13 protein-coding genes, 2 pseudogenes and 1 riboswitch are annotated in these 20750 nt (G+C 64.8%); of the genes and pseudogenes, 3 read left to right on the forward strand and 12 right to left on the reverse strand.

Features of this window, described 5'->3' with window-relative positions; all coding sequences use genetic code 11:
• On the reverse strand, positions 1 to 1197 hold the full coding sequence (locus ABIF91_RS39835; RefSeq protein WP_035676066.1) for a deoxyguanosinetriphosphate triphosphohydrolase: 1197 nt from the start codon (positions 1195 to 1197) through the stop codon (positions 1 to 3).
• 122 nt (positions 1198 to 1319) lie between these two features.
• Here ABIF91_RS39835 and erpA point away from each other — a divergent pair, with 122 nt between their 5' ends.
• Entirely contained in the window at positions 1320 to 1649 is a 330-nt protein-coding gene (gene erpA / locus ABIF91_RS39840) for an iron-sulfur cluster insertion protein ErpA (protein ID WP_024342679.1), read from the forward strand.
• A 4-nt stretch (positions 1650 to 1653) separates the two neighbouring features.
• Here erpA and ABIF91_RS39845 read toward each other — a convergent pair whose 3' ends face one another.
• Positions 1654 to 3984, reverse strand: coding sequence for an ATP-binding protein (locus ABIF91_RS39845; protein WP_424579739.1), 2331 nt, complete (start codon positions 3982 to 3984; stop codon positions 1654 to 1656).
• 133 nt (positions 3985 to 4117) lie between these two features.
• Between ABIF91_RS39845 and xth the strand changes: the two genes are divergently transcribed.
• Positions 4118 to 4915 (forward strand): exodeoxyribonuclease III, encoded by a 798-nt coding sequence (gene xth, locus ABIF91_RS39850; protein WP_035679920.1) that lies wholly within the window; start codon positions 4118 to 4120, stop codon positions 4913 to 4915.
• Positions 4916 to 5006: 91 nt separating this feature from the next.
• On the opposite strand, the gene ABIF91_RS39855 is transcribed toward xth, so the two are convergent.
• The 10 genes and pseudogenes from ABIF91_RS39855 to ABIF91_RS39900 all read right to left on the reverse strand — a co-directional run bounded on the left by ABIF91_RS39855 (position 5007) and on the right by ABIF91_RS39900 (position 18210).
• On the reverse strand, positions 5007 to 6275 hold the full coding sequence (locus ABIF91_RS39855; RefSeq protein WP_424579237.1) for an IS256 family transposase: 1269 nt from the start codon (positions 6273 to 6275) through the stop codon (positions 5007 to 5009).
• A 109-nt stretch (positions 6276 to 6384) separates the two neighbouring features.
• Positions 6385 to 7212, reverse strand: a complete 828-nt coding sequence (locus ABIF91_RS39860; RefSeq protein ID WP_028182307.1) for a tetratricopeptide repeat protein — start codon at positions 7210 to 7212, stop codon at positions 6385 to 6387.
• Positions 7199 to 8920, reverse strand: coding sequence for a dihydroxy-acid dehydratase (gene ilvD / locus ABIF91_RS39865; protein ID WP_424579740.1), 1722 nt, complete (start codon positions 8918 to 8920; stop codon positions 7199 to 7201). The genes ABIF91_RS39860 and ilvD overlap by 14 nt, the downstream gene beginning before the upstream one ends.
• A 381-nt stretch (positions 8921 to 9301) precedes the next feature.
• Positions 9302 to 9571 (reverse strand): annotated as a pseudogene (locus tag ABIF91_RS39870) (integrase core domain-containing protein); the annotation flags it as partial.
• Between the two features lie 1058 nt (positions 9572 to 10629).
• On the reverse strand, positions 10630 to 11211 hold the full coding sequence (locus tag ABIF91_RS39875; protein ID WP_028181954.1) for a hypothetical protein: 582 nt from the start codon (positions 11209 to 11211) through the stop codon (positions 10630 to 10632).
• A gap of 61 nt (positions 11212 to 11272) precedes the next feature.
• Positions 11273 to 13493: pseudogene (locus tag ABIF91_RS39880) on the reverse strand (TonB-dependent receptor).
• Positions 13494 to 13607: 114 nt separating this feature from the next.
• Positions 13608 to 13820, reverse strand: a riboswitch (cobalamin riboswitch).
• A gap of 94 nt (positions 13821 to 13914) precedes the next feature.
• Positions 13915 to 14172 (reverse strand): hypothetical protein, encoded by a 258-nt coding sequence (locus ABIF91_RS39885; protein WP_028181955.1) that lies wholly within the window; start codon positions 14170 to 14172, stop codon positions 13915 to 13917.
• Between the two features lie 270 nt (positions 14173 to 14442).
• Entirely contained in the window at positions 14443 to 14655 is a 213-nt protein-coding gene (locus ABIF91_RS39890) for a hypothetical protein (protein WP_028181956.1), read from the reverse strand.
• A gap of 434 nt (positions 14656 to 15089) precedes the next feature.
• The gene (locus tag ABIF91_RS39895) at positions 15090 to 16826 is read right to left on the reverse strand and encodes an adenylate/guanylate cyclase domain-containing protein (protein WP_028181957.1); all 1737 of its coding nucleotides are present in this window, start codon (positions 16824 to 16826) and stop codon (positions 15090 to 15092) included.
• Between the two features lie 254 nt (positions 16827 to 17080).
• A protein-coding gene (locus tag ABIF91_RS39900; protein WP_129557670.1) for an IS3-like element ISRj2 family transposase occupies positions 17081 to 18210 on the reverse strand; the annotation gives its coding sequence in 2 pieces (ribosomal slippage) (positions 17081 to 17958 and positions 17958 to 18210; 1131 coding nt in all).
• 303 nt (positions 18211 to 18513) lie between these two features.
• On the opposite strand from ABIF91_RS39900, the gene ABIF91_RS39905 reads away from it, so the two are divergent.
• Positions 18514 to 20703: a transglycosylase SLT domain-containing protein gene (locus tag ABIF91_RS39905; protein ID WP_424579741.1), complete on the forward strand. Its 2190-nt coding sequence runs from the start codon at positions 18514 to 18516 to the stop codon at positions 20701 to 20703.
• The last annotated feature ends 47 nt before the right edge of the window (positions 20704 to 20750 follow it).

Genomic DNA, 20750 nt, shown 5'->3' on the forward strand with positions numbered 1-20750 from the left:
CTAACGCAAATCCGGGGTCGAGTCAAAGAGCCGCTGGTGCTCGGTCAGTGCGAAGCGATCCGTCATTCCGGCTATGAAATTGCCGATCCGCCGGGCGCGGTCGCCCTCGTCGTCCGCCTCCGCCCCCAGCAGCCATTCCGGCGGCAGCTCGCCGGGGGATTTCAGGTATTTTGCGAACAGGTCGAACAGGATCCGCTCCGCCTCGCCCATCACCCGCATCACCCGCTTGTGGCGGTACATGTGCTGGTACAGGAAGGTCTTGATGGCGGCCTCTTCGTCCGCGACCTCGGTGGGGAACGCGATCAGCGCCCGGCTCTGCTGGCGCACCTCCTGAGCCGATTGCGGCTTGGTGGCGGCGAGGTTCTTCTGTGCCTCCGCAAACACCGCCCCGATCAGGTGCGAGATCAGCTCGCGCACCAGTTCGGCGCCGCGCCGGACGTCTTCAAGGTCGGGATAATGCGCAGCGATCCCGGCGATGATCTCCGCGGTCAGCGGCATCACCTTGAGATCGTCGAGGTGAAACAGGCCGGCGCGCAGGCCGTCGTCGATGTCGTGCGCGTCATAGGCGATGTCGTCGGCGATGGCGGCGACCTGCGCCTCCAGCGAGGCGAAGCTCCACAGTTCGAGGTCGTAGGTCCTGATGTAGTCGGCGATCCCGACGGGAATGCCGTGCTCGCGATAGCGCCCGACCGGGGCGCCGCTGCGGTCGGTCAGCGGACCGTTGTGCTTGACGATGCCCTCCAGCGATTCCCAGGTCAGGTTGAGCCCATCGAACTCAGGATAGCGGTGCTCGAGCGAAGCGACGACGCGGAGCGTCTGGGCGTTGTGGTCGAAGCCGCCGAATTCCTTCAGGCAGGCGTCCAGGGCCCGTTCGCCGGCATGGCCGAACGGCGGATGACCGAGATCGTGGGCGAGCGCGAGCGTTTCAGTGAGGTCCTCGTCCAGCCCGAGCTGCCGGGCCAGCGCGCGGGCGATCTGCGCCACCTCCAGCGAATGGGTCAGCCGGGTGCGGTAATGGTCGCCCTCGTGGAACACGAACACCTGGGTCTTGTATTTCAACCGGCGGAAGGCGGTGGAATGGATGACCCGGTCGCAATCCCGCCGGAACGGGCTGCGGGTCCGGCTCGGGGGTTCGGCAACCAGCCGGCCACGGCTGCGATCGGGATCGCAGGCATAGGGCGCGCGGGGGGCTGCCATTCCGACGGACACGGCGAATTTAGTCCCTATCCATTTGATTCTGCGTATGGTGGCACTTAACTATGTCGGGCGCGGGATACCAAATGAATTGGGTATGACTGCGGGACTATCGGAGACGAACGATGACGACTGCCGTGACCATCAGCGACCGGGCCGCACGCCGGATTGGGGAGATCCTCAAGGGCGAAGGTTCCGGCGCGATGCTGCGCATCTCCGTCGAGGGCGGCGGCTGCTCCGGCTTCCAGTACAAGTTCGACATCGACCGTGCCCGCACCGACGACGATCTCGTGATCGAGCAGGACAATGCGGTGGTGCTGGTCGATTCCGCCTCCCAGCCGTTCCTGGCGGGATCGCAGGTCGATTTCGTCGACGATCTGATCGGCGCCTCGTTCCGCGTCAACAATCCCAATGCCACAGCGTCCTGCGGCTGCGGGACCAGCTTCTCGGTCTGACCCGCTACGCGCCCGTTATCTGCCTTTCCTCCTCCGTCCACTCCACCTCGACCGGCATCAGGCCCGGCTGGAGCGGTGCATCCTCCGACATGACGTGGCCGTCCAGCGCGCGCAGGAGTGCCGCGATCAGCGCCGGCTTGCGCAGCGGCTTGGCGAGGAAGTCCGACATGCCCGCCTCACGGCAAATCTTGATGTCCTCGGGGAAGGCATTGGCGGTGAGTGCGATGATCGGCAAGGCTTTGAAGCGCCCGCCTTGCGCGCGGATCGCGCGGGTGGCGGCAAGCCCGTCCATGTCGGGCATGCGCACGTCCATCAGCACGATGTCGTAATTGCCCTCGGATGCCGCCGCGACGGCCTCGGCACCGTCGGAGACGACGCGCAGCTCGACGTCGAAGGACCCCAGCATCTTGCTCACGACCATGCGGTTGACGGCATCGTCCTCCGCGACCAGCACCTTCAGCGGCCGGTCGAGGCCGGCAATGCGGGCTTTGAGATCGTCGGCCGCGTCGCGGCCCTCTGCCTGATCGGGCGTCTGCGCCTGGCTCCAGGGCAGCACCAGCGTGAAACGGAAGGTCGAGCCTTCGCCCGGCGTCGAGGTGACTCCGATGGTGCCGCCCATCTGCTCGATGATGCGCCGCGAGATCGCAAGGCCGAGGCCGGTGCCGCCGAAGCGACGGCTGATCGAGGCATCGGCTTGCGCGAAATCGCTGAAGAGCTGGCCGAGCTTTTCGGGGGCGATGCCGATGCCGCTGTCGGTCACCGTCCATTCGACGGTCGCCAGCAGATCGCGTCGCGCCTGGCAGGTGACCGAAATCGTCACCTCGCCTTGGTCGGTGAACATCACCGCATTGGACGCGAGGTTGAGCAGCACCTGGCGGATGCGTGCGACGTCGCCGCGCAGGGTCGGCGGCAGGTTCGGATCGAGTTCGACCTTGACCGTCAGCCCCCTGTTCTTGGCGCTCGCGCGAATGACGGTCGCGACAGCCTCGACCAGCGCCTGCGGGGCGAAGTCGATCACCTCGAAGGTGAAGCGCCCCGCCTCGAGCTTGGACAAGTCGAGAATGTCGTTGAGGATGCGCTGCAGATTGTCGCCGGAGTCGCGGATCGTGGTGACGGCTTCGCGCTGCTCCAGATCCAGCTTGGTTTCGAGCAGCATGCTGGCGAGCCCGAGCACGCCGTTCATCGGCGTGCGGATCTCGTGGCTCATCACCGCGAGGAAGTCCGACTTGGCGCGGCTCTCGGCCTCGGCCTTTTCCGCGCGCCAGCGCTCGGTCACGTCGCGCCCGAAGCCGCGATAGCCGAGGAAATGTCCCTCGCGGTCATAGGCGGGCTTCGCCGTCAGCGACCACAGCCGCGCCTCGCCGCCGGCAACGACCTTGAGGTTCATCTCGTGCAAGGGCTCGTTCTGCTCCATCAGGCCGACAACGTTGTAGGCTGCGCTCTTGTCGTCCGGGCAGAGCATGTCGAGCACGTCGGCGAAATAGGATCCCTTCAACAGCGGAAGCGGCAGCTGCGCGACGTCCGCGAAGCGTTGGGGCACGTCGATCAGATGCCCGTCGGCGTCGGTCTGCCACAGCCAGTCGCTGGCGTTCTCCTGAAAGTCCTTCAGCAGCAGCGAGATGATCTCGGTCTGGCGCTCGAGTTCGAGCTGGGCCTTGAGATTGCCGAGGAACAGATTGCCCTGCGAGACGATGTTGCGCGCCATGAAGAATGCGAACAGCAGCAGGAACACCGAGGTCACGAGATAGGGCCCGGTGCCGCACAGCAGCAGCGCGCCGGCGCAGGCGACGGTCATGGTGGCGAGATAGACGAGGCCCGCGCGCGGGAAGGTCGAGAGCGTGAAGGCGCCGCCCGACATCATGCCGACCATCAGGCAGGCCAGGATGAGCTGACTGGTCGGCTCGATACGGCTGAATAGCGCGAGCGGCAGCGTTCCCCAGATCGCGGCAAGGAAGAATGCCTGCCGCAGCATCTGGCGCGCGACGCGGGGCGAAGCCTCTTGCGGCGGGTTCTGATGCGACCGTTGCCAGGAGCGCACCGCGAGCGAGGCGGTGACGGCGAGCGTCAGGCCCCAGATCGCGAGGAAGTCGTTCCAGCCCCTGCCCCAGAACAGGATCAGCACGATGGCGACGTTCAGCATCGTCACCGCCATCGTCACCGGCATCAGCCGCGTCACGGCGTCGATCTGCTTGGCGCGGATGCGGCGGATCTCGCGCTCGCTGAGATCGGCCGTCAGGCCGTCCTCGATCTCGAAGCCGCCAAGCCAATACAGGAATGCGCCGATCAGGCCGTCGCGCGGCTCAGTTCGCTTCATCGACTCGTCCGGCCAACCCATCCGCGGAACCTTTCGATCATCAATGGCTCGCCGCCTGCTTAGACCGGGTTAATTTTGTGGGAGATTTTGCGGCGTCCTTGACGGGCGCGTTTGCAGTTTGTTCTAACCATGGCCCCGCCCGGAGCCCCTCCCTATGTCCATCAGAGTAGCCACCTGGAACGTGAACTCGGTCCGGCAGCGGATCGATCTCCTGCTGACCTGGCTGAAGGAGTGCCAGCCCGACATCGTCTGCCTCCAGGAGATCAAATGCGTCGACGAGGCCTTTCCGCGGCTGGAGATCGAGGCGCTGGGCTACAACGTCGTCACCCATGGGCAGAAGACGTTCAACGGCGTCGCCCTGCTCTCGAAGCTGCGATTCGACGAGACCAAGTCGGGGCTTGCCGGCGACGACGAGGATACGCATGCCCGCTTCCTTGAGGGCGTGGTCACGCTCAAGCGCGGGGTGCTGCGCATCGCCTGCCTTTATCTGCCCAATGGCAACCCGGTCGGGAGCGACAAATATCCCTACAAGCTCAAATGGATGTCCCGGCTTCTTGAATATTCGAAGGAGCGCCTCAAGGCTGAGGAGCCGCTGATCCTTGCGGGCGACTTCAACGTCATCCCGCATGCCCGCGACGTGCACAATCCGGCCGCCTGGACCGAGGACGCCCTGTTCAAGACGGAGACGCGCGAGAGCTTCCAGTCCCTGCTCGGCCTCGGCCTGACCGACGCCTTGCGTGCCGTCACCGATGAGCCCGGGCTCTACACCTTCTGGGACTACCAGGCCGGGGCCTGGCAGAAGAACCAGGGCCTGCGCATCGACCACCTGCTGCTGTCGCCGCAGGCCAGCGACCGGCTCGCCAATGTCGGCATCGACAGCTATGTGCGCGGCTGGGAAAAGCCGTCGGACCACGTCCCGGTGTGGGCGGATCTGGATCTCGACGCGGCGTGAGCGCCGATCGGGCGGTGGGCACGGCGCCAAGGCGCCTTTGCCCACCCTACCGGGACCTGAGCTATGGCTGATTTTGGGTGACGCGGCCTGATCAGGCGGCGTGGCTTTCAGTGTTCGGAATGACTTCGATTCCGGCGATGAACTTTACACCGGCGATGACTTTCGGCAACTGGTTCGTGCTCTTCAATCGCCGCCAGGTCTTCGATGCGGCGTCGATGAGCTTGAACACCATCAGCTTCGCAGTTTGTTGCGACAGCGATCCCTTGGTCCGCACCGTTCGGTGGCGCACCGTGGCGAAGACGCTCTCGATCGGGTTCGAGCTGCGTAGGTGGATCCAGTGCTCAGCAGGGAAGTCGAAGAAGGCGAGCAGCGCATGGCGATCCTTGATCAGGCACTCCACCGCACGTCCGTATTTGACGTGGTATTTCTCGACGAAGACGTCGATCGCGGTTTCAGCTTCGGCCCGGTGTGGGGCCAGATAGATGTTCCGCAGGTCGTTCTTCATGGGGCCCTGCACGGATTTGGCGACCTTGTCGAGTACGTTGCTCACTTTATGGCACCAGCATCGTTGGTGCCGCGTGCCGGGAAAGGCCTCGTCCAGTGCCTTCCAGAAGCCGAGGGCGCCGTCGCCGATGGCGAGTTGCGGGGCAATCCGTAACCCGCGTTGCCGCAGGTCGATCAGGAGTTCGCGCCAGCTCTGCGCGCTCTCGCGCACGCCGACCTGGAAGCCGATCAGCTCCTTCTTGCCTTCCGGCGTGGTGCCAATCAGCACCAGCATGCATTCGCTGTGATCTTCCATGCGGGCCTGCAGGTACACGCCATCGGCCCAGATGTAGACATAGCGACGCGCCGACAGATCGCGTCTCTGCCAGCGTTCGTACTCGACCTGCCAATCGGCCTTCAGGCCGGCGATCACCGAAGGCGACAGGTTCGGCGCATCCTTGCCGAGCAGCGCCGAGAGCGCCTCCTGGAAGTCGCCGGTCGAGATGCCGCGCAAATAGAGGACCGGGATCAAGGCATCCAGGCTCTTCGTCCGCCGCGCCCATAGCGGCAGGATTGCCGAACTGAAGCGGAGGCGGTCGCCTGGCCCGCTCGCTCCGCGGTCGCGGACCTTGGGACGAGCGACCTCCACCGGACCGATGCCGGTCGCAATCTCGCGCACCGGACCGTGCCCATGTCGGACCAGGCGCGCTCGACCGTCGGGCAGCGTCAGATTGGCCGTGCTGGCCAGAAACGCGCCAACCTCGATCTCGATCGCCCTGGCAAGCAGGTCCCGCGCGCCGGCACGAACGATATCGGTCAGTGGATCATCAACCGCGGACGGCTGACGGAAAGCAAGAACATTGGTAGTCTCGGTCATGGCGTATCGCTCTCCTCGAGAGGTTCTGGCAGGCTCGTCACCCGCCTCGATACGCCGCCTTCCTCACACCGTCATCACCCAGATTCCGCCATAGCTCCCGGGACCTCACCTAGTCCCGGCGGCCCTGCACCCACTGCTCCAGCATTTGCAGGCACATGGCGCGGTCGTCGTCGGAGGCCTTGGCGAAGGCGCGGTTGTAGCTTTCCTTGATCCAGGTCTCCTCGGCGCCGGCGCTGTCGCGCGCCAGGGTCAGCCACATCAAGCCGCGCGCGGCCTGGCGCGGCAGGCGGTCGCCGTTGAACAGCATCTGGCCGAGCAGCGCCTGCGCCTGGTGCTGGCCCTTCTGCGCGGCGAGGCCGAGCCAGCGCGCGCCATAGCGGAAATCCTCGCGCGAGGCGTCCGGCGTCTTCAGGTACAGCCGCGCGAGATCGTATTGCGCGTCGGCATTGCCGAAATAGGAGGCCGCATAGGAGAACATCTCCCGCGCCCGCTCCGGGTCCGACTTGATCTTCGAGTTCGGGATGCCGCTCAGATAATAGCGGCCGAGCGCGACGAAGGCGTTGGCCACGATCTGCGCCTGCGGCGCCGACGGGCTGTCCTCGGCATGCGCGTTGGCGATCCGGCTGAAATATTCGAACGCACGCAAATCGTCCTGGGCGACACCGTCGCCGTTGGCGTACATGCGGCCGAGCTTCCACTGCGCGATGGGGTGGCCACCCTCGGCGGCATATTGCAGCGCGCTGAGCGAGGTTTCCTGGGGTGCGACTGCCGGCGGAACCTTGGTGCGCACCGCGCCTGCGGCGCCGGGCAAGGTGGTTACGACCGGAATGGCCGCGTCCTTGGGGTTGACCGGCGCGCCGTCGAAGGCGAGCGCCGGCGCGGCCAGCGCAGCCGCCCCCAACACAAACGCAACTATGGCACGCCTAGATGTCCGCATAACACTGTTTCTCGTGCGCGCCGCCTGGATGGGTTACCGCCCCACCGACCGCCGGTCCGACCTGCTGAGCATATTTCCAGAGCACACCCGACGTACGGTTAGTCGCGCGCGCGCTCCATTTGGTTTTGCGCTGGGCGAGTTCGGCGTCGCTCAATTTTACGTTAAGGGTACCGGCGACCGCGTCGATCTCGATGATGTCGCCGTCCTCAAGAAGCCCGATCGGGCCGCCGACCGCCGCCTCCGGCCCGACATGGCCGATGCAGAAGCCGCGGGTGGCGCCGGAGAAGCGGCCGTCGGTGATGAGCGCGATCTTGCCGCCCATGCCCTGGCCGGTCAGCGCCGCTGTGGTCTGGAGCATTTCCCGCATGCCGGGGCCGCCCTTCGGCCCCTCGTAGCGGATCACGATGACTTCGCCTTCGCGGTAGGTGCGGTTCTGGACCGCCTCGAACGCATCCTCCTCACGGTCGAAGCACCTGGCCGGACCGGTAAACCTGAGGTTGGACATTCCCGCGACTTTCACGATCGCACCTTCTGGCGCCAAATTGCCCTTCAGACCGACCACACCGCCTGTCACGGTGATGGGCTTGTCTGCCGGGTGCACCACGTCCTGGTGCGGATTCCATTTCACGCTCTTGAGGTTTTCGGCGATCGTGCGGCCCGTGACGGTAAGGCAATCACCGTGCAGGAAGCCATTGTCGAGCAGCGTCTTCATCAGAAGCGGTATGCCACCTACTTCAAACATGTCTTTGGCGACATAACGGCCGCCTGGCTTCAAATCCGCGACATAAGGTGTCTTTTTGAAGATTTCAGCGACGTCGAACAGGTCGAACTTGATGCCGACCTCGTGCGCGATCGCCGGCAGGTGCAGCGCAGCATTGGTCGAGCCGCCGGAGGCCGCAACCACGGCAGCCGCATTCTCCAGCGCCTTGCGGGTGACGATGTCGCGCGGCCGGATGTTCTGGGCGATCAGGTCCATCACCTTCTCGCCCGCGGTCATGCAGAACGCGTCGCGAATTTCGTAGGGTGCCGGAGCACCGGCCGAGTACGGCAAAGCGAGGCCGATCGCCTCCGAGACGGTCGCCATGGTGTTGGCGGTAAACTGCGCGCCGCAAGCGCCTGCCGACGGGCAGGCCACACGCTCGATCTCGTCGAGGTCCTCGTCCGACATGGCGCCGACCGAGTGCTTGCCGACCGCCTCGAACATGTCCTGCACGGTGACCTGCTGCCCGCGGAAATTGCCGGGCAGGATCGAGCCGCCATAGATGAAGATCGAGGGCACGTTGAGGCGGACCATCGCCATCATCATGCCCGGCAGCGACTTGTCGCAGCCGGCAAGGCCGACCAGCGCGTCATAGGCGTGACCGCGCACCGTCAGTTCAACCGAGTCGGCGATGCATTCCCGCGACGGCAGCGAGGAGCGCATGCCGTCATGGCCCATGGCGATGCCATCGGTGACGGTGATGGTGCAGAATTCGCGCGGCGTGCCGCCGGCCGACGCCACGCCCTTCTTCACCGCCTGGGCCTGGCGCATCAGCGCGATGTTGCAGGGAGCAGCCTCGTTCCAGCAGGAGGCGACGCCGACGAAAGGCTGGTGGATCTGATCGGTGGTCAGCCCCATGGCGTAGAAGTAGGACCGATGGGGCGCACGCGCAGGGCCTTCCGTCACGTGACGGCTCGGCAGCCTCTGCTTGTCAATCTTCGCGACCATCGCAACCAGCTTCCCCGGCCAACCCTTTCAGACCCGAAAAATCAGAGCCAAGATTTGAATCGACCTTGGGACTTTCTCGTCGCCTTCGAAGACCGCCACTGCCTTAAAACATTAGAGTGATTTTATTCATGTTCGGGTGTGGCCAAAAAGCGGCGACGATGCGAACCGTCGCTGATGAAGGTTAAATCCGGCATGAGTGTTGCGCAGGCACAACAATCGTGGCGTGGAAGACACGGCTAAGGCTACTTTGATACCTCCGCCGAGGAGCCATCTGACAACTTCAGATTTTGCGACGGACGCAGTGAGCCCATTTCCGCCAGCGAGAACAACGCACCTGGCGGCTGAGTCGGCTTGGGCATTGGCTGGTCTGAGCCCCTCGCTTCATCCAGCAATGGAAAGAGTCCCGGTTGAATATGAGCCCAAGGGGCTCGGTGAAGCAACGGGGCGGGGCGCGGAGCCCTCGGCATAGCGCAGCGTCCCGTCCCGTTGCGGCCCAAGAGCGTTGCGTTTGGCGTATTCGGTCGGCGTGAGGTTGCCCAGGGCGCTGTGCGGCCGGGCGTTGTTGTAGTCGTCTTTCCAGGCCGCCAGCACGGCTCGCGCCTGTGCGAGCGAAGTGAACAGCGTCTCATTGAGGAGTTCATCGCGCAGGCGGGTCGCTGCCAATCTGCCGCGGCCACACGGTATGCGACACAACAGCATAGGCCCCGGCTCTGCAGCGCACCGTCGAAGGGACGCTGCGCTGCGTCCGGGGCACGAGAATGGAGTTTGGCGCACGCTCTCTCCTCCTCGTCATTGCGCGGAGTTCTTGCGACGAAGCAATCCAACTGTCGCTGTGGAAAGATTCTGGTTTGCTTCCGTCTTCGCCGAAGGCTTCGGCGGACAAGTCGCTGCGCTCCCAATGACGGAGCAAGGGGCGGCATCGCAGCTCAACACGCATCTTGAAGCGCAGACACGCCCTCGCATCCTCGCGGCCGAATTCGCCCGAGCTTTGCTTCGTCGCTCACCCTCTCGAGCCAAGAGGGCGCAGGGAAGACCGGGTGCTGACCTCGCACCCGCGGTCCGCTGCGCGAAAATGTAGCGCAAAGAGACCGCACAGCAGCCATACAGGTGGTGCCGATCACTCGGCCTTCCCTGCGCGATGGTCGGACGGCTTATGCCGTGCTCTCCCGGGAGCCGAGTTCGTTCTGGCCTCCCTCACTCCCGCGGAATTCACCGGCGCCGCGCCGGTTGACGCGACTGCCGCCTCCGCAAGGGCTTGACCGTAGCAACGACGGCCAGGACCACACGGTTTTGCCGTACGCGCGGCCCGCCATTTCGCCGCAGTTTTCCCAGCCCTGTCGACGGAGCTGGAAACTTACAGACGAGACGAACCTGACAGCGCCGTTCGTCCGCGCGAAGCCTGAGGGCTCACGGAGAGCAATCCGCCCTGCCCTTCACCTCTCGTGCACGACGCTGCCGCGTCCACCGCAAGCCCGGCCCGCGACAATGACGACCACATGATCGCCCCTCAAGGATGAGCCGGGATGGGCGACACATACGACAAATCCGAATTTCGGTAAAGCGGAATATTTTCGCGCGAGCGGATTGACAGAGGGCGACACAGGCGACGCAACCCGGATGGCGCGGAAGCGTTGTCCGGGGTGGCGTCGCGCTGTGGAACGTTTTGTCCCGGATTTCGCTGCGCTCCATCCGGGCGACGAGAGGACTGCTCAGGCCGACATCACTCCCTTGCGCCCGAACGGATCGAACAGGCGCACGACCTCGCAAACGGCGACGAGGCCGGCGAGCCAGGCGACGTTGGTCAGCCCAATGCGCGTGACGATGGCTGCGGTGAAGGCGGCCTCTCCGCCCAGGAATGGCGTCGCGGCGAGCAGCGCGAGCTCGTAGGCCGCATAGGCGGCGACGAGCGTGAGCGCCAACATCAGCGGCGTGCGGCCCTGCGGCAGCATGCGGAGCACGGCCGACGCCGCCGCCGTCGCGAGCAGCGCAGCCGCGCCGATGACGAAACCCCAGGCGATGGTGCTGCCGTCGATGGGATAGTGCAGCGCGCCGAAACCGATGCTCTGGTTCACGAGCCAGGCGCCGGTGACGACGAGCAGCGCCGGACGCAGCGGCAGCATTGCAGCCGCGACCACGGCGAAGGCCGCGAACGGCGTCGCACAGGCGAACGCAAAACTTGCGAGCGCGCATGAAACCGTCAGCAGCGCGAAGCCGAACATCGGCGCGAGACGCGGCGCCACCGGATGGAGGCGGAAACCGTCGCCATCGGACGGCAGGATGTTGAGAGCCATAAGTGATCTCCTTCTCTTCGAGTTCTAGTCCATTTGGGGGCCTGTGACAGCCCCATTGAAATCAAAACGTGGCGCCGGCCTTGAGCAGATAGGTGCGACCGGGTAGCGGATAGGCGCTGAAGCGACCGTCCGTGAAGGTGCTTGCGACGGCGTAGTCGTAGTAGAGCGCGTTCAGCACATTGTTGACGCTGAGCGACCAGAAGTAGCGCTCATATTGGCCGCTGAGCTTGAGGTCGATCGTGCCATTGGCGGGAATCGGCTTCTGGGTTCCGGCCTGGTCGTTATCCATGCGACGCTCGCTCCAGAAGCGCGCGGTGGCGTCCAGCACCAGATAGTTCTGCCGGATGTTCCAGGTGAGGCCCGCACTCGCGGTGTAGCGCGACACCAGCGGCACGTCGTTGCCCGCCCAGACGCCTTCGCGGAAGACGGCCCGTGTATAGGCCATGCCGGAACGCACCAGCAGGGCGTCGTTGATGCGATAGGAGACACTGGTCTCCGCGCCGTAGCGGCGGGTCGGATCCAGATTGGTGTTGTAGAACAGGATCGGATTGAAATGGATCTCGTTGGCGAGGTCCATCAGATAGAGGCTGCTCTGCATCTGCAGTCCGCCTGCTCTGATGCGCAGCCCACCCTCGATGTCCTGCGAGGTCTGGGTCTTGAGCTGGAACGTCTGCGGGAGCGGATTGAAGAACGGGTCGAACGAAGGGCCTGACGACACCCGCTCATCGACATCAGGCGTGCGGAAGGCGCGCGCAACCCGGCCGAACAGCGCAACGGTGTCATTGAGGCGATGCTCCGCACCGAGATGCAGCGCATATTGCGTCTCGTCGCTCCCGAGTGGAAGCGCGCCGATGTCGGCGTTGAACGGAGCCGCCGGGTCGAAATTGTCACGTGCCGAGAGATTGATGTTCTGCAACCGGGCGCCGTAGGAGATATCGGTCGCTGGCGCGACGCCGAGCGTGTGCTGGACATAGCCCGCCACCGTCCGCTGCCTGAGATCGTAATTGTGCCAGGGAGCGAGACCCTGGCCGGCGCCGCGGTTCTGCTGAAAGCTCGCATCGTAGTAGTCGACGCCGGTCAGCACTTGCGAGGGCATTCCGAAGAGCGGGCTCTTCACGCTGAGCCGCGGCGTGATCGACCATGTCGTAAGGTCAGCATCGACATAGGTCGACGTGAAGAAAGCCGGGACCGGCGCCGGGCTCGAGAAGAATGCGCTCTGCTGCTTCTTGTCGCGCACGCCGCCGTCGACGATGAGATCGACGCCGTTGACAAGGGTTTTCGTGAAGCCCGCGGTCGCGCCAAAACCCTGCTGATTGGCGTAGTTAAAGGGCGTGCTGGTCCCTCGCCGGCTTGGTCGCGAGCTCGTCGACGCCGATGGAGGGATCGACGGTGCGGCCGCCCGGCAGTCGCAGCTCCTGATTGTCACCGGTGACGGTCAGGAAGGCGGTCAGGCCCGGCGTCGTGTAGTTCAGATTGCCGACGCCGTTCTCCTGGGAATAGCGATTGTTGTCGCGATAGCCGTCGGTCCTGACGGCATTGCCGTAGAACGAGGTCGACCAGGGACCGGAATTGATCGCGGCCGAGACGTTGCCGAGCCTGGTATTGAACGAGCCGAAACCGGCCTCGATGCGCGCTGTCACGGGCGGGCCGCCGACGCCGTTCTTGGTGACGATGTTGATGACGCCGCCGACCGCATTGTCACCATACAGCACCGCACCGGAATTGCCGCGCGTGATCTCGATGCGCTCGATGGCATTGAGCGGGATGGTGGAGAGGTCCACCTGCGCCATATCGATGTCGTTCAACCGCCGTCCGTTGACCAGCACCAGCGTGTTGGCCGTGGCGAAGGCACCGAAGCCGCGCAAGTCAACACTGGTCCTGGCACCGATCTGGCCGCCATAGAACGTCGTGATCTGGGCGCCCGGCACCTGCGTCGCGATGATCTCAGCCAGCGTCTGCGACGGCGCATGAGCGATGTCGGCGGCCGTAATGGCGGTCGTGACCGCGCCGACGATCCCGCCATTGCCGGCGGCGGCCTCGTTGCCCGAGCCGGTCCCACTCGGCGCCCCGTCCGGCGCCGCTCGGCGCCGCCCCGCCTCGCCATCGCCGATCGCCCTGGCACGCGTACGGTTCTGATCGTCGGATCTGGTCACTTCGACCGGCGGCAGCTGCTCGGCGACGGACTGCTGGGCGTGGACGATGGAGAGATCGAGCGAATACAGCGAAACGGCCGCAACGATGCCGGCGCAGCGGCGCCTGGCGGCAGTGACAATACGGGACACAATTGTAGCCTCGGCATGACGTCAGTGGCACGTCACAGCGAACGAGGCTTTACTGCGGAGCGATCGACGGCTCCGGAAAAGCTAATGTCTGTACTCCCCGACCGACATCTTCGCGTGTGACCACGGCTGACGGCAGGTCTCCTGGCTCGCGGGTCGTTACCTCTGCGTCGCCTTCCCAGGACCGAGATTCCCAGTGGCATAGGACGAGAGATTCACCGCTTACAGTTGCGGGGGCAGCCATGGCATTGAGAAGATCCCGCCTTGGGACATCTCGCACCACGTTCCCTTTTGATCTCCATGAGGAGAACCGTCAGCGGCCAATCTACGGGGCGTCCAGGCCGGGAGTCAATCGACCGCTGGCATCTTGGCCGCAGACGCGATCGGCCGGCTCCCCAACGAATCGAGCAATGCCCTGCGCCGCCTACGTTCGCCCCCGCGGGCGCTGGGCCTGAGCCCAGGCCGCAGCGACATCCCGCGGCGGAGCGTCGAGGCGCTTGATCGGCGTCAGTTCGCCGGAGGCCGAGACGATCGCGGTCTCTTCGCGCCGGCAGCGCGTGCAGACGAAACGGACCTCATGCGGGGATGCCGACCAGCTTGAACGTTTCACGTTGGCGGCCATCGGCCAGGCATCGCAATGCGAGCACGATACCAGGAACCGGCCGGGATCGAGCATACCCATTCCATTGGACTCCACGTCCTGCCCACTGCTTCCAATGACTATCCTACGGAAATCGTTCCGGTGCCTCGGCACCGTCGACGCCACGTTCGCTGGAAGCCTGCGCGCTGCTCGCCGTTCCCACGAGACCTCCGGCGTTGTCGATTTCAAAGCTTGCGAATTTCATCCGATGTCCCCCTGCTCCGATCGACCCTATCAGGTCGAGACGGCGAGGACGATGGGGAGCCGGGGATCGCGCGGTTGCGACGCCTCGCAAGGCAGAAGGTAATCCGCTCAGCGAGCCCCCTTGAGGGTGCAGGATGTCGTGCAGGTGACCGTGGTGCCGCGATCGCACGATCTGCAGGCGTTGACGCACTGGTTCATGTCGCGTGGGTTGTAGTTGTAGTTTCGTATCGGGCAGGTCGACGCCGTCGAGCCGGTGATGTCCCGCTCCTGGTCGCAGGCCGCCGTCATGAGCGCGAATATGATCACGGCAACGAGGCGCATGGGACCTGCCCTGTCAGGCACAGCACGATGACACTCGCGAGGTGCGCTGCATTGCAACGAACCCCGGCCTTCCCACCACGAGCCACCGCCGATCGGCGATGCCCGCGTGCTGCGAGAATGCGCGCTAAATGTTAAGAACGGATTTCAGCCGGCCTCAGGCCGCGGCCGTGGTCGCGATCGCCTGCCGAATATCCACCGCCAGCTGGCGATACTGTTCCCCGAGCCTCAGATAGAACTCGCGCTTGGTGCTGTCGGTGGGCGAGCTTGGCGATCAGTTCGCATTCGGCAGTGAGCGTCTCGAACCGTTCCAACCTGTCCTGAAGTTCTGTCATCGGCGTGTCCCCGTCAAACGCCACAAGGACAGCTAACCTAAATCCGGGAAATAGGTCACGGCGAACATCGTTATGGGGTAGCATCAATTATTCCGCGGCAGCCTATTTCTGCTCGAGCCGCCAGGCGCCGTCCCAAGCGGCATCCGGCGGATTGGCCGCGAACTGCGCGATGCGACCGAGCATCGCGCGCGAGGGACCGTCGCCAGGGACCGCCTCGAGCGCCGCGTTGAAGGCGGCACGTGCGTCGTCGAAGCGCCGGGCACGATACGCGGCAAGACCTTCGACATAGTGCGTGCGCAGGCTGACTTGCGCATCAGTGAGTGCGCCCGGTCGCGCCATCACCTCGAAGATCGCCTGCGGCGCGCTTTGGCCCACGACCGCAAGACGGTCGATCTCGCGCAATTCGAGGCGAGATCCAATCGCGTCCGCAGTCGCCTGCGAGACCAGGATGCGGGTGCCGTAGACCTTGTTGACGGCCTCCAGCCGCGAGGCGAGATTCACGGCGTCGCCCATCACGGTAAAGCTCATCATCAGCTCGGAGCCGATGCTGCCGGTCAGGACCTCGCCGGTGGCGATGCCGATCCGCAGATCGCACGGCGCGGGCATGGCGCGGATACCGAGCAGATCGGGCAGCTGCTTCTGCAGCGCGGGCACCTGGTCGGCCATCTCGATGGCGGCGAGGCCGGCCAGCAGGGCCTGCACGTCCTCTTCGACGAAGGGCGGTCCCCAATAGGACATGATGGCGTCGCCGATATATTTGTCGATGACGCCGCGATTGCTCCTGATGGGGCCGGACATCATGGTGAAATAGTGGTTCATCACCTTGACGAGGCCGCGCGGGGTCATGCCCTCGCTCATCGAGGTGAAGCCGCTCATGTCGCAGAACATGATGGTCATGACCCGGCGCTCGCCCTCGATTGCGACCTCCGGCCGCTCGATCAGACCCTGCACCACCTTGGGGTCGATGTAGCGGCCAAAGGTCTCCCGGATGCGCTCGTTGTGCCGCAACTGCTCGATCATGCGATTGAAGGCCGCGGCGAGCTCGCCGATCTCGTCCTGCGTCGAGACGGCGATGGGCTTGTCGAACCGGCCCGCCTCGACCTCGCGGGTGCCGGCCAGCAACAGCCGTACCGGACGCGTGATGCCGCTGGACACCAGCAGGGCAAAGGCGAATCCGACGATCGCCGCGAGCAATGTCACGACACCCGAAACGATGATCGTCTGATGCTGGCGGCTGATCACCTGCGACGTCGAGAAGAAGACCTGCGCCAGCATATCGCCGCGGATCGTATCGATCTTCCGGTTGAACTGTTCGCGCAGCACGTCGATGTGTTCCAGCGTGCCGCGCGCCTCGGCCATCTGCTTGGCGTCGACCTGCTTGAGGAGCTTCGCATGGGCCTCGCTCAGGTCGCGCCGCAACTCGGTAACGGCGGTGTCGATGCGGATATCGATTCGCGCCAGCGCGGCATTGTCGGAAAACGTTCTGGGGTCCTCGATGATCGCGTTGATCAGCTTGCGCGCGGCCTCGGCCTCCTCCTCGATCCTGCGGTCCGATTGCTCGAATTCGCGAAGGCGCGCCGCGTAGGCCTCCTCGTCCGACGGCGCCTCCATCCGGGTCATGATCATCCGCCGCAGCGCCAGCGCCCGCTCCAGCGAGCGAATGTTGGCGCGCGCCAGATGGCTGTAGGCCGGGATGTAACGGTTGGTCAGTTCATCGAGCAGGACGCCGACCTGGCTGGACATCACCATCGACAAAATCGAGGTGACCAGCATCAGGACGATCAATCCGATGGCGATGCCGACGATCTTGCGCCGGATCGACTGGTTGAAAATCGGCATAGGTGCGGAAGCAAAGGCCAAAGGGACGGAACGCGGGAACTCCATACACCGGACTGGCCGCGGGAACACGCGCAATCTTGGCCCTCCTGGCGTCCTGTACCATGCAACAGAGCTGGCCCCGGTTGTTTGGACAGCGCCCCGCTGGATTTAAGTGGATTCCTGCCGGGTTATGCTGAACGCGGGGCTTTACGGTTTTGTCGTTGCGTCGGGAGGGCGTAGCCCGACCAGAGCGACGACAAAACCGTCGGCGACGGTCATGCGGCCATCACCATAGCTTGCGTGCCGAAGTAAGCCTCGTCGGGCGTGCGCCCGTCAAGGCTCGAGTGAGGGCGTCCCTGATTGTAGAAGGCCAGATACTTGGCAATTGACGCTCGCGCCTCGGACACGCTGTCGTAGGCGCGGAGATATACTTCTTCGTATTTGACCGTGCGCCAGAGCCGCTCGACAAACACGTTGTCGCGCCAGGCGCCCTTGCCGTCCATGCTGATGGCGATCTTCGCGTCCAGCAGCACATCGGTGAACTCGAGGCTGGTGAACTGGCTGCCCTGATCCGTGTTGAAAATCTCGGGCCTGCCGTGCTTCGCCAACGCCTCCTGGACCGCTTCGACGCAGAAGGCCGCCTCCATTGTGATCGAGACGCGATGGGCCAGGACCCGTCGGCTGAACACATCGACGACCGCCGCGAGATAGACGAAGCCACGCCGCATCGGAATGTAGGTGATGTCCATTGCCCACGCATGGTCGGGCCGCTCGATCTTCAATCCGCGCAACAGGTACGGGTAGATCTTGTGACCCGGAGCCGGCTTGCTCGTGTTCGGGCGACGATAGACCGCCTCGATCCCCATGCGCTTCATCAGCGTCGCGATGTGGCGGCGACCGGCGTATACGCCCTCCCGCCGCAGCAACGATCGCAGCATACGCGCTCCCGCGAAGGGATAATCGAGATGCAGCTCATCGAGCCGACGCATCAAGGCAAGGTCCTCGGCCGAAACTGGCCGAGGTTCATAGTAGACCGTGCTGCGAGCCAGCTTCAGGACCTTCGCCTGGCGCACGATAGAAAGATCATGATCGCGGTCGATCATCGCTTTGCGCTCAGCAGGCCCGCCTTGGTGAGCGCGCCGGACAAAAAATCGTTTTCCAACGCCAGCTCGCCGATCTTGGCATGTAACGCCTTCAAATCGACCGGCGTCTCGGCCGATGTCTTGTCATGCCCAAACACGCCGGCGGCGCCTTCCAGGAGCTGGTTTTTCCAGATCGTGATCTGGTTCGGATGAACATCAAACAGTTGCGCCAGCTCCGCCAGTGTCTTGTCGCCTTTGACCGCAGCCAAAGCAACCTTCGCCTTGAATGCCGGAGAATGCGTCCGACGGCTCTTCTTCGTCATCTTCGCTCCTGATTCGCAGCAAGAATCCTCGCCGCTGTCAGGCAGAAAATCCACTCAAGCTACTGTCCGAATTTGCGGGGCCAGCTCTCAACCGTCGCGCGAGACCGATCGTTAACGAAGGTTAACGACCCTGTCCTTTTCTCCTTTGCGGAAGTTCCCACCGCGCATCCGCTTTTCGCCGCATTGTTGCGACAGCCTCAGGATCGCGGAACGATACCTCGGCATCGCTCGGCATTTTGATTCTCAAGCCGCATGTCGTCGCGGACCTTGGTTTGTAGTGGTTTCGCAGGGGGGGACCATCGAATGAACCAGTGCCTACGCTCGCTCGCGTGTTTTGTTGCCGTGGCCGCGATGGCCCTCCTTCCCACGGAACTGGCCGCGAAAAGCAGCCACAAATCGGCCGCGCCGAAGAAGACGCATGAGGCGAAAGCCGGCAAGCACCGCCATGCCTCCGCCGGCAAGGCACGGCACGGCAAGCATGCCGAGGCCAGGCGCAAGTCAAAGAAGACGGCCGACGAGCCCGCGGACAGGCCGGCACCGCCGCCGCTGACCGGCGACCTCGCCGCGCTGAAGGACGCCATCGATCTCGCGCGCAAGGGCAAGACGGATGACGCGAGCGCGGCGCGCGACCGCATCGCCGATCCCGCCGGACAGAAGCTCGCCGACTGGTTCATGCTGCGCCATTCCGAGAGCACGGCGAACTTCAAGCGCTATGCCGCCTTCCTCGCCGCCAATCCGGACTGGCCGAGCAGCGCCCTGCTCCGCCGCCGCGCCGAGGCGCGGCTGTGGCAGGAGAAGGCCGACGCCGCCACCGTGCACAAGTTCACGATGGACCGGCCGACCAGCGCCAAGGGCAAGTTTGCGCTCGCCCGCGTATTGCGCGCTGAAGGCGATACCGACAGCGCCGCCCGGCTCGTGCGCGAAGCCTGGCGCGCCGACGAATTGTCCGAGCGCAGCGAGGAGGATTCCTACGAGGCGTTTCGCGATCTTCTGTTCACGGACGATCACCGCGCGCGCATGGACAAGCGGCTCGGCGCCAAGGATTATGCAGGCGCGAGGCGCGCCGCCAAACGGCTCGGCGAGGATGATCTCGCAATCGTCAAAGCCTGTGCCGCGGTCACCGGCAAGGAGAGCAAGGCCAAGGACTATCTCGAGGACGTGCCGGCCGAAGCGCGCCGCGATCTCGGCTATGTGCTATGCCGCGCCCAGTGGCATCTTCAGAACGACCGCATCGACGACGCGGCCGAGGTGATCCTGGCCGCTGCGCCCGGCATGATGCCCGCCCAGGACACCGATGCCTGGTGGCGCGAGCGCCGCATGCTCGCACGCAAGCTGCTCGATCAGGGCAAGTCCAGGACCGCCTATGATGTGGTGCGCACGGCCGCGGTGCCGGAGAAGGAAGTCTATCGCGTCGACTATCACTTCATGTGCGGCTGGATCGCGCTGCGCTTTCTCGACGATCCCGAGGCGGCCATGATGCACTTTGCCGCCATCGACGAGGGCTCGTCCAATCCGATCGCGCTGTCGCGCGCCCATTACTGGCGCGGCCGCGCCGCCGAAGCCATGGGCGCCACGGCCGATGCGCGCATGAGCTATCGGGCGGCGGCACGCTATCAGACCGCCTATTACGGCCAGCTCGCCCGCGCAAAGCTCGGCCTCGACCAGATCGAGCTGCGTCCGCCCTCGCCTGTGCTGGCCTCGGACGACACGCCCCCCGAGGACGAGCGCGTGCGCGCGGCCGACATGCTCTACGCCATCGGCGAGCGCAACATGGTGTTCTATTTCGCCGAGGACTTCGCCAAGGAGAGCAGCGATGTCGCAGCACTCGAAGCCCTCGGCGAGGTTGCCCGCCGGCGCAACGATGCGCGCGTGATGCTGGAGGTCGGCAAGACGGCGCTGGCGCGCGGGCTCGCGCTCGACCACTACGCCTTCCCCACCATCGGCATCCCCGAGCACAAGCAGGTCGCGCCAGCGATCGAGACCAGCGTGATCTATTCGGTGGCGCGCACCGAAAGCTCGTTCGACCAGCGCGACAAGTCCCATGCCAACGCGGTCGGGCTGATGCAGGTGACGCCGGAAGCGGGCCGCGATACCGCCAAGCGGTTCGGCCTGACCTATGACTGGGGCAAGATGGTTTCCGATCCCGTCTACAACACGCAGATGGGCGCGGCCGAGCTCAGTGCGCTCTTTTCGGAATACCGCGGCAACCAGATCATGACATTCGCCGGCTACAATGCCGGCCGTGGCCGCGTGCGCGAATGGGTGCAGACGCGTGGCGATCCCAGGGATCCCAATGTCGATCCGGTCGATTGGGTCGAGCGTATCCCGCTGTCGGAGACCCGCAACTACGTCCAGCGCGTGATGGAAAACGTGCTGGTCTACCGCACAAGGTTCGAGGGTAGCGGCATGGTCGCCGGCAAGAGCGACCAGCGCGTCGTCACGCAGGAGGCCGGCGCAGCGGCACCGGTGGCGGCCGCAGCGCCCGCTCCCTAGGCGACGTCGCCGGGGCTGGACACGGCGCCTGCCAGGTTGCGTCGCTG

Origin of the sequence: Bradyrhizobium sp. USDA 241 (assembly GCF_049739505.1) — a bacterium.
GTDB classification, from domain to species: domain Bacteria; phylum Pseudomonadota; class Alphaproteobacteria; order Rhizobiales; family Xanthobacteraceae; genus Bradyrhizobium; species Bradyrhizobium liaoningense.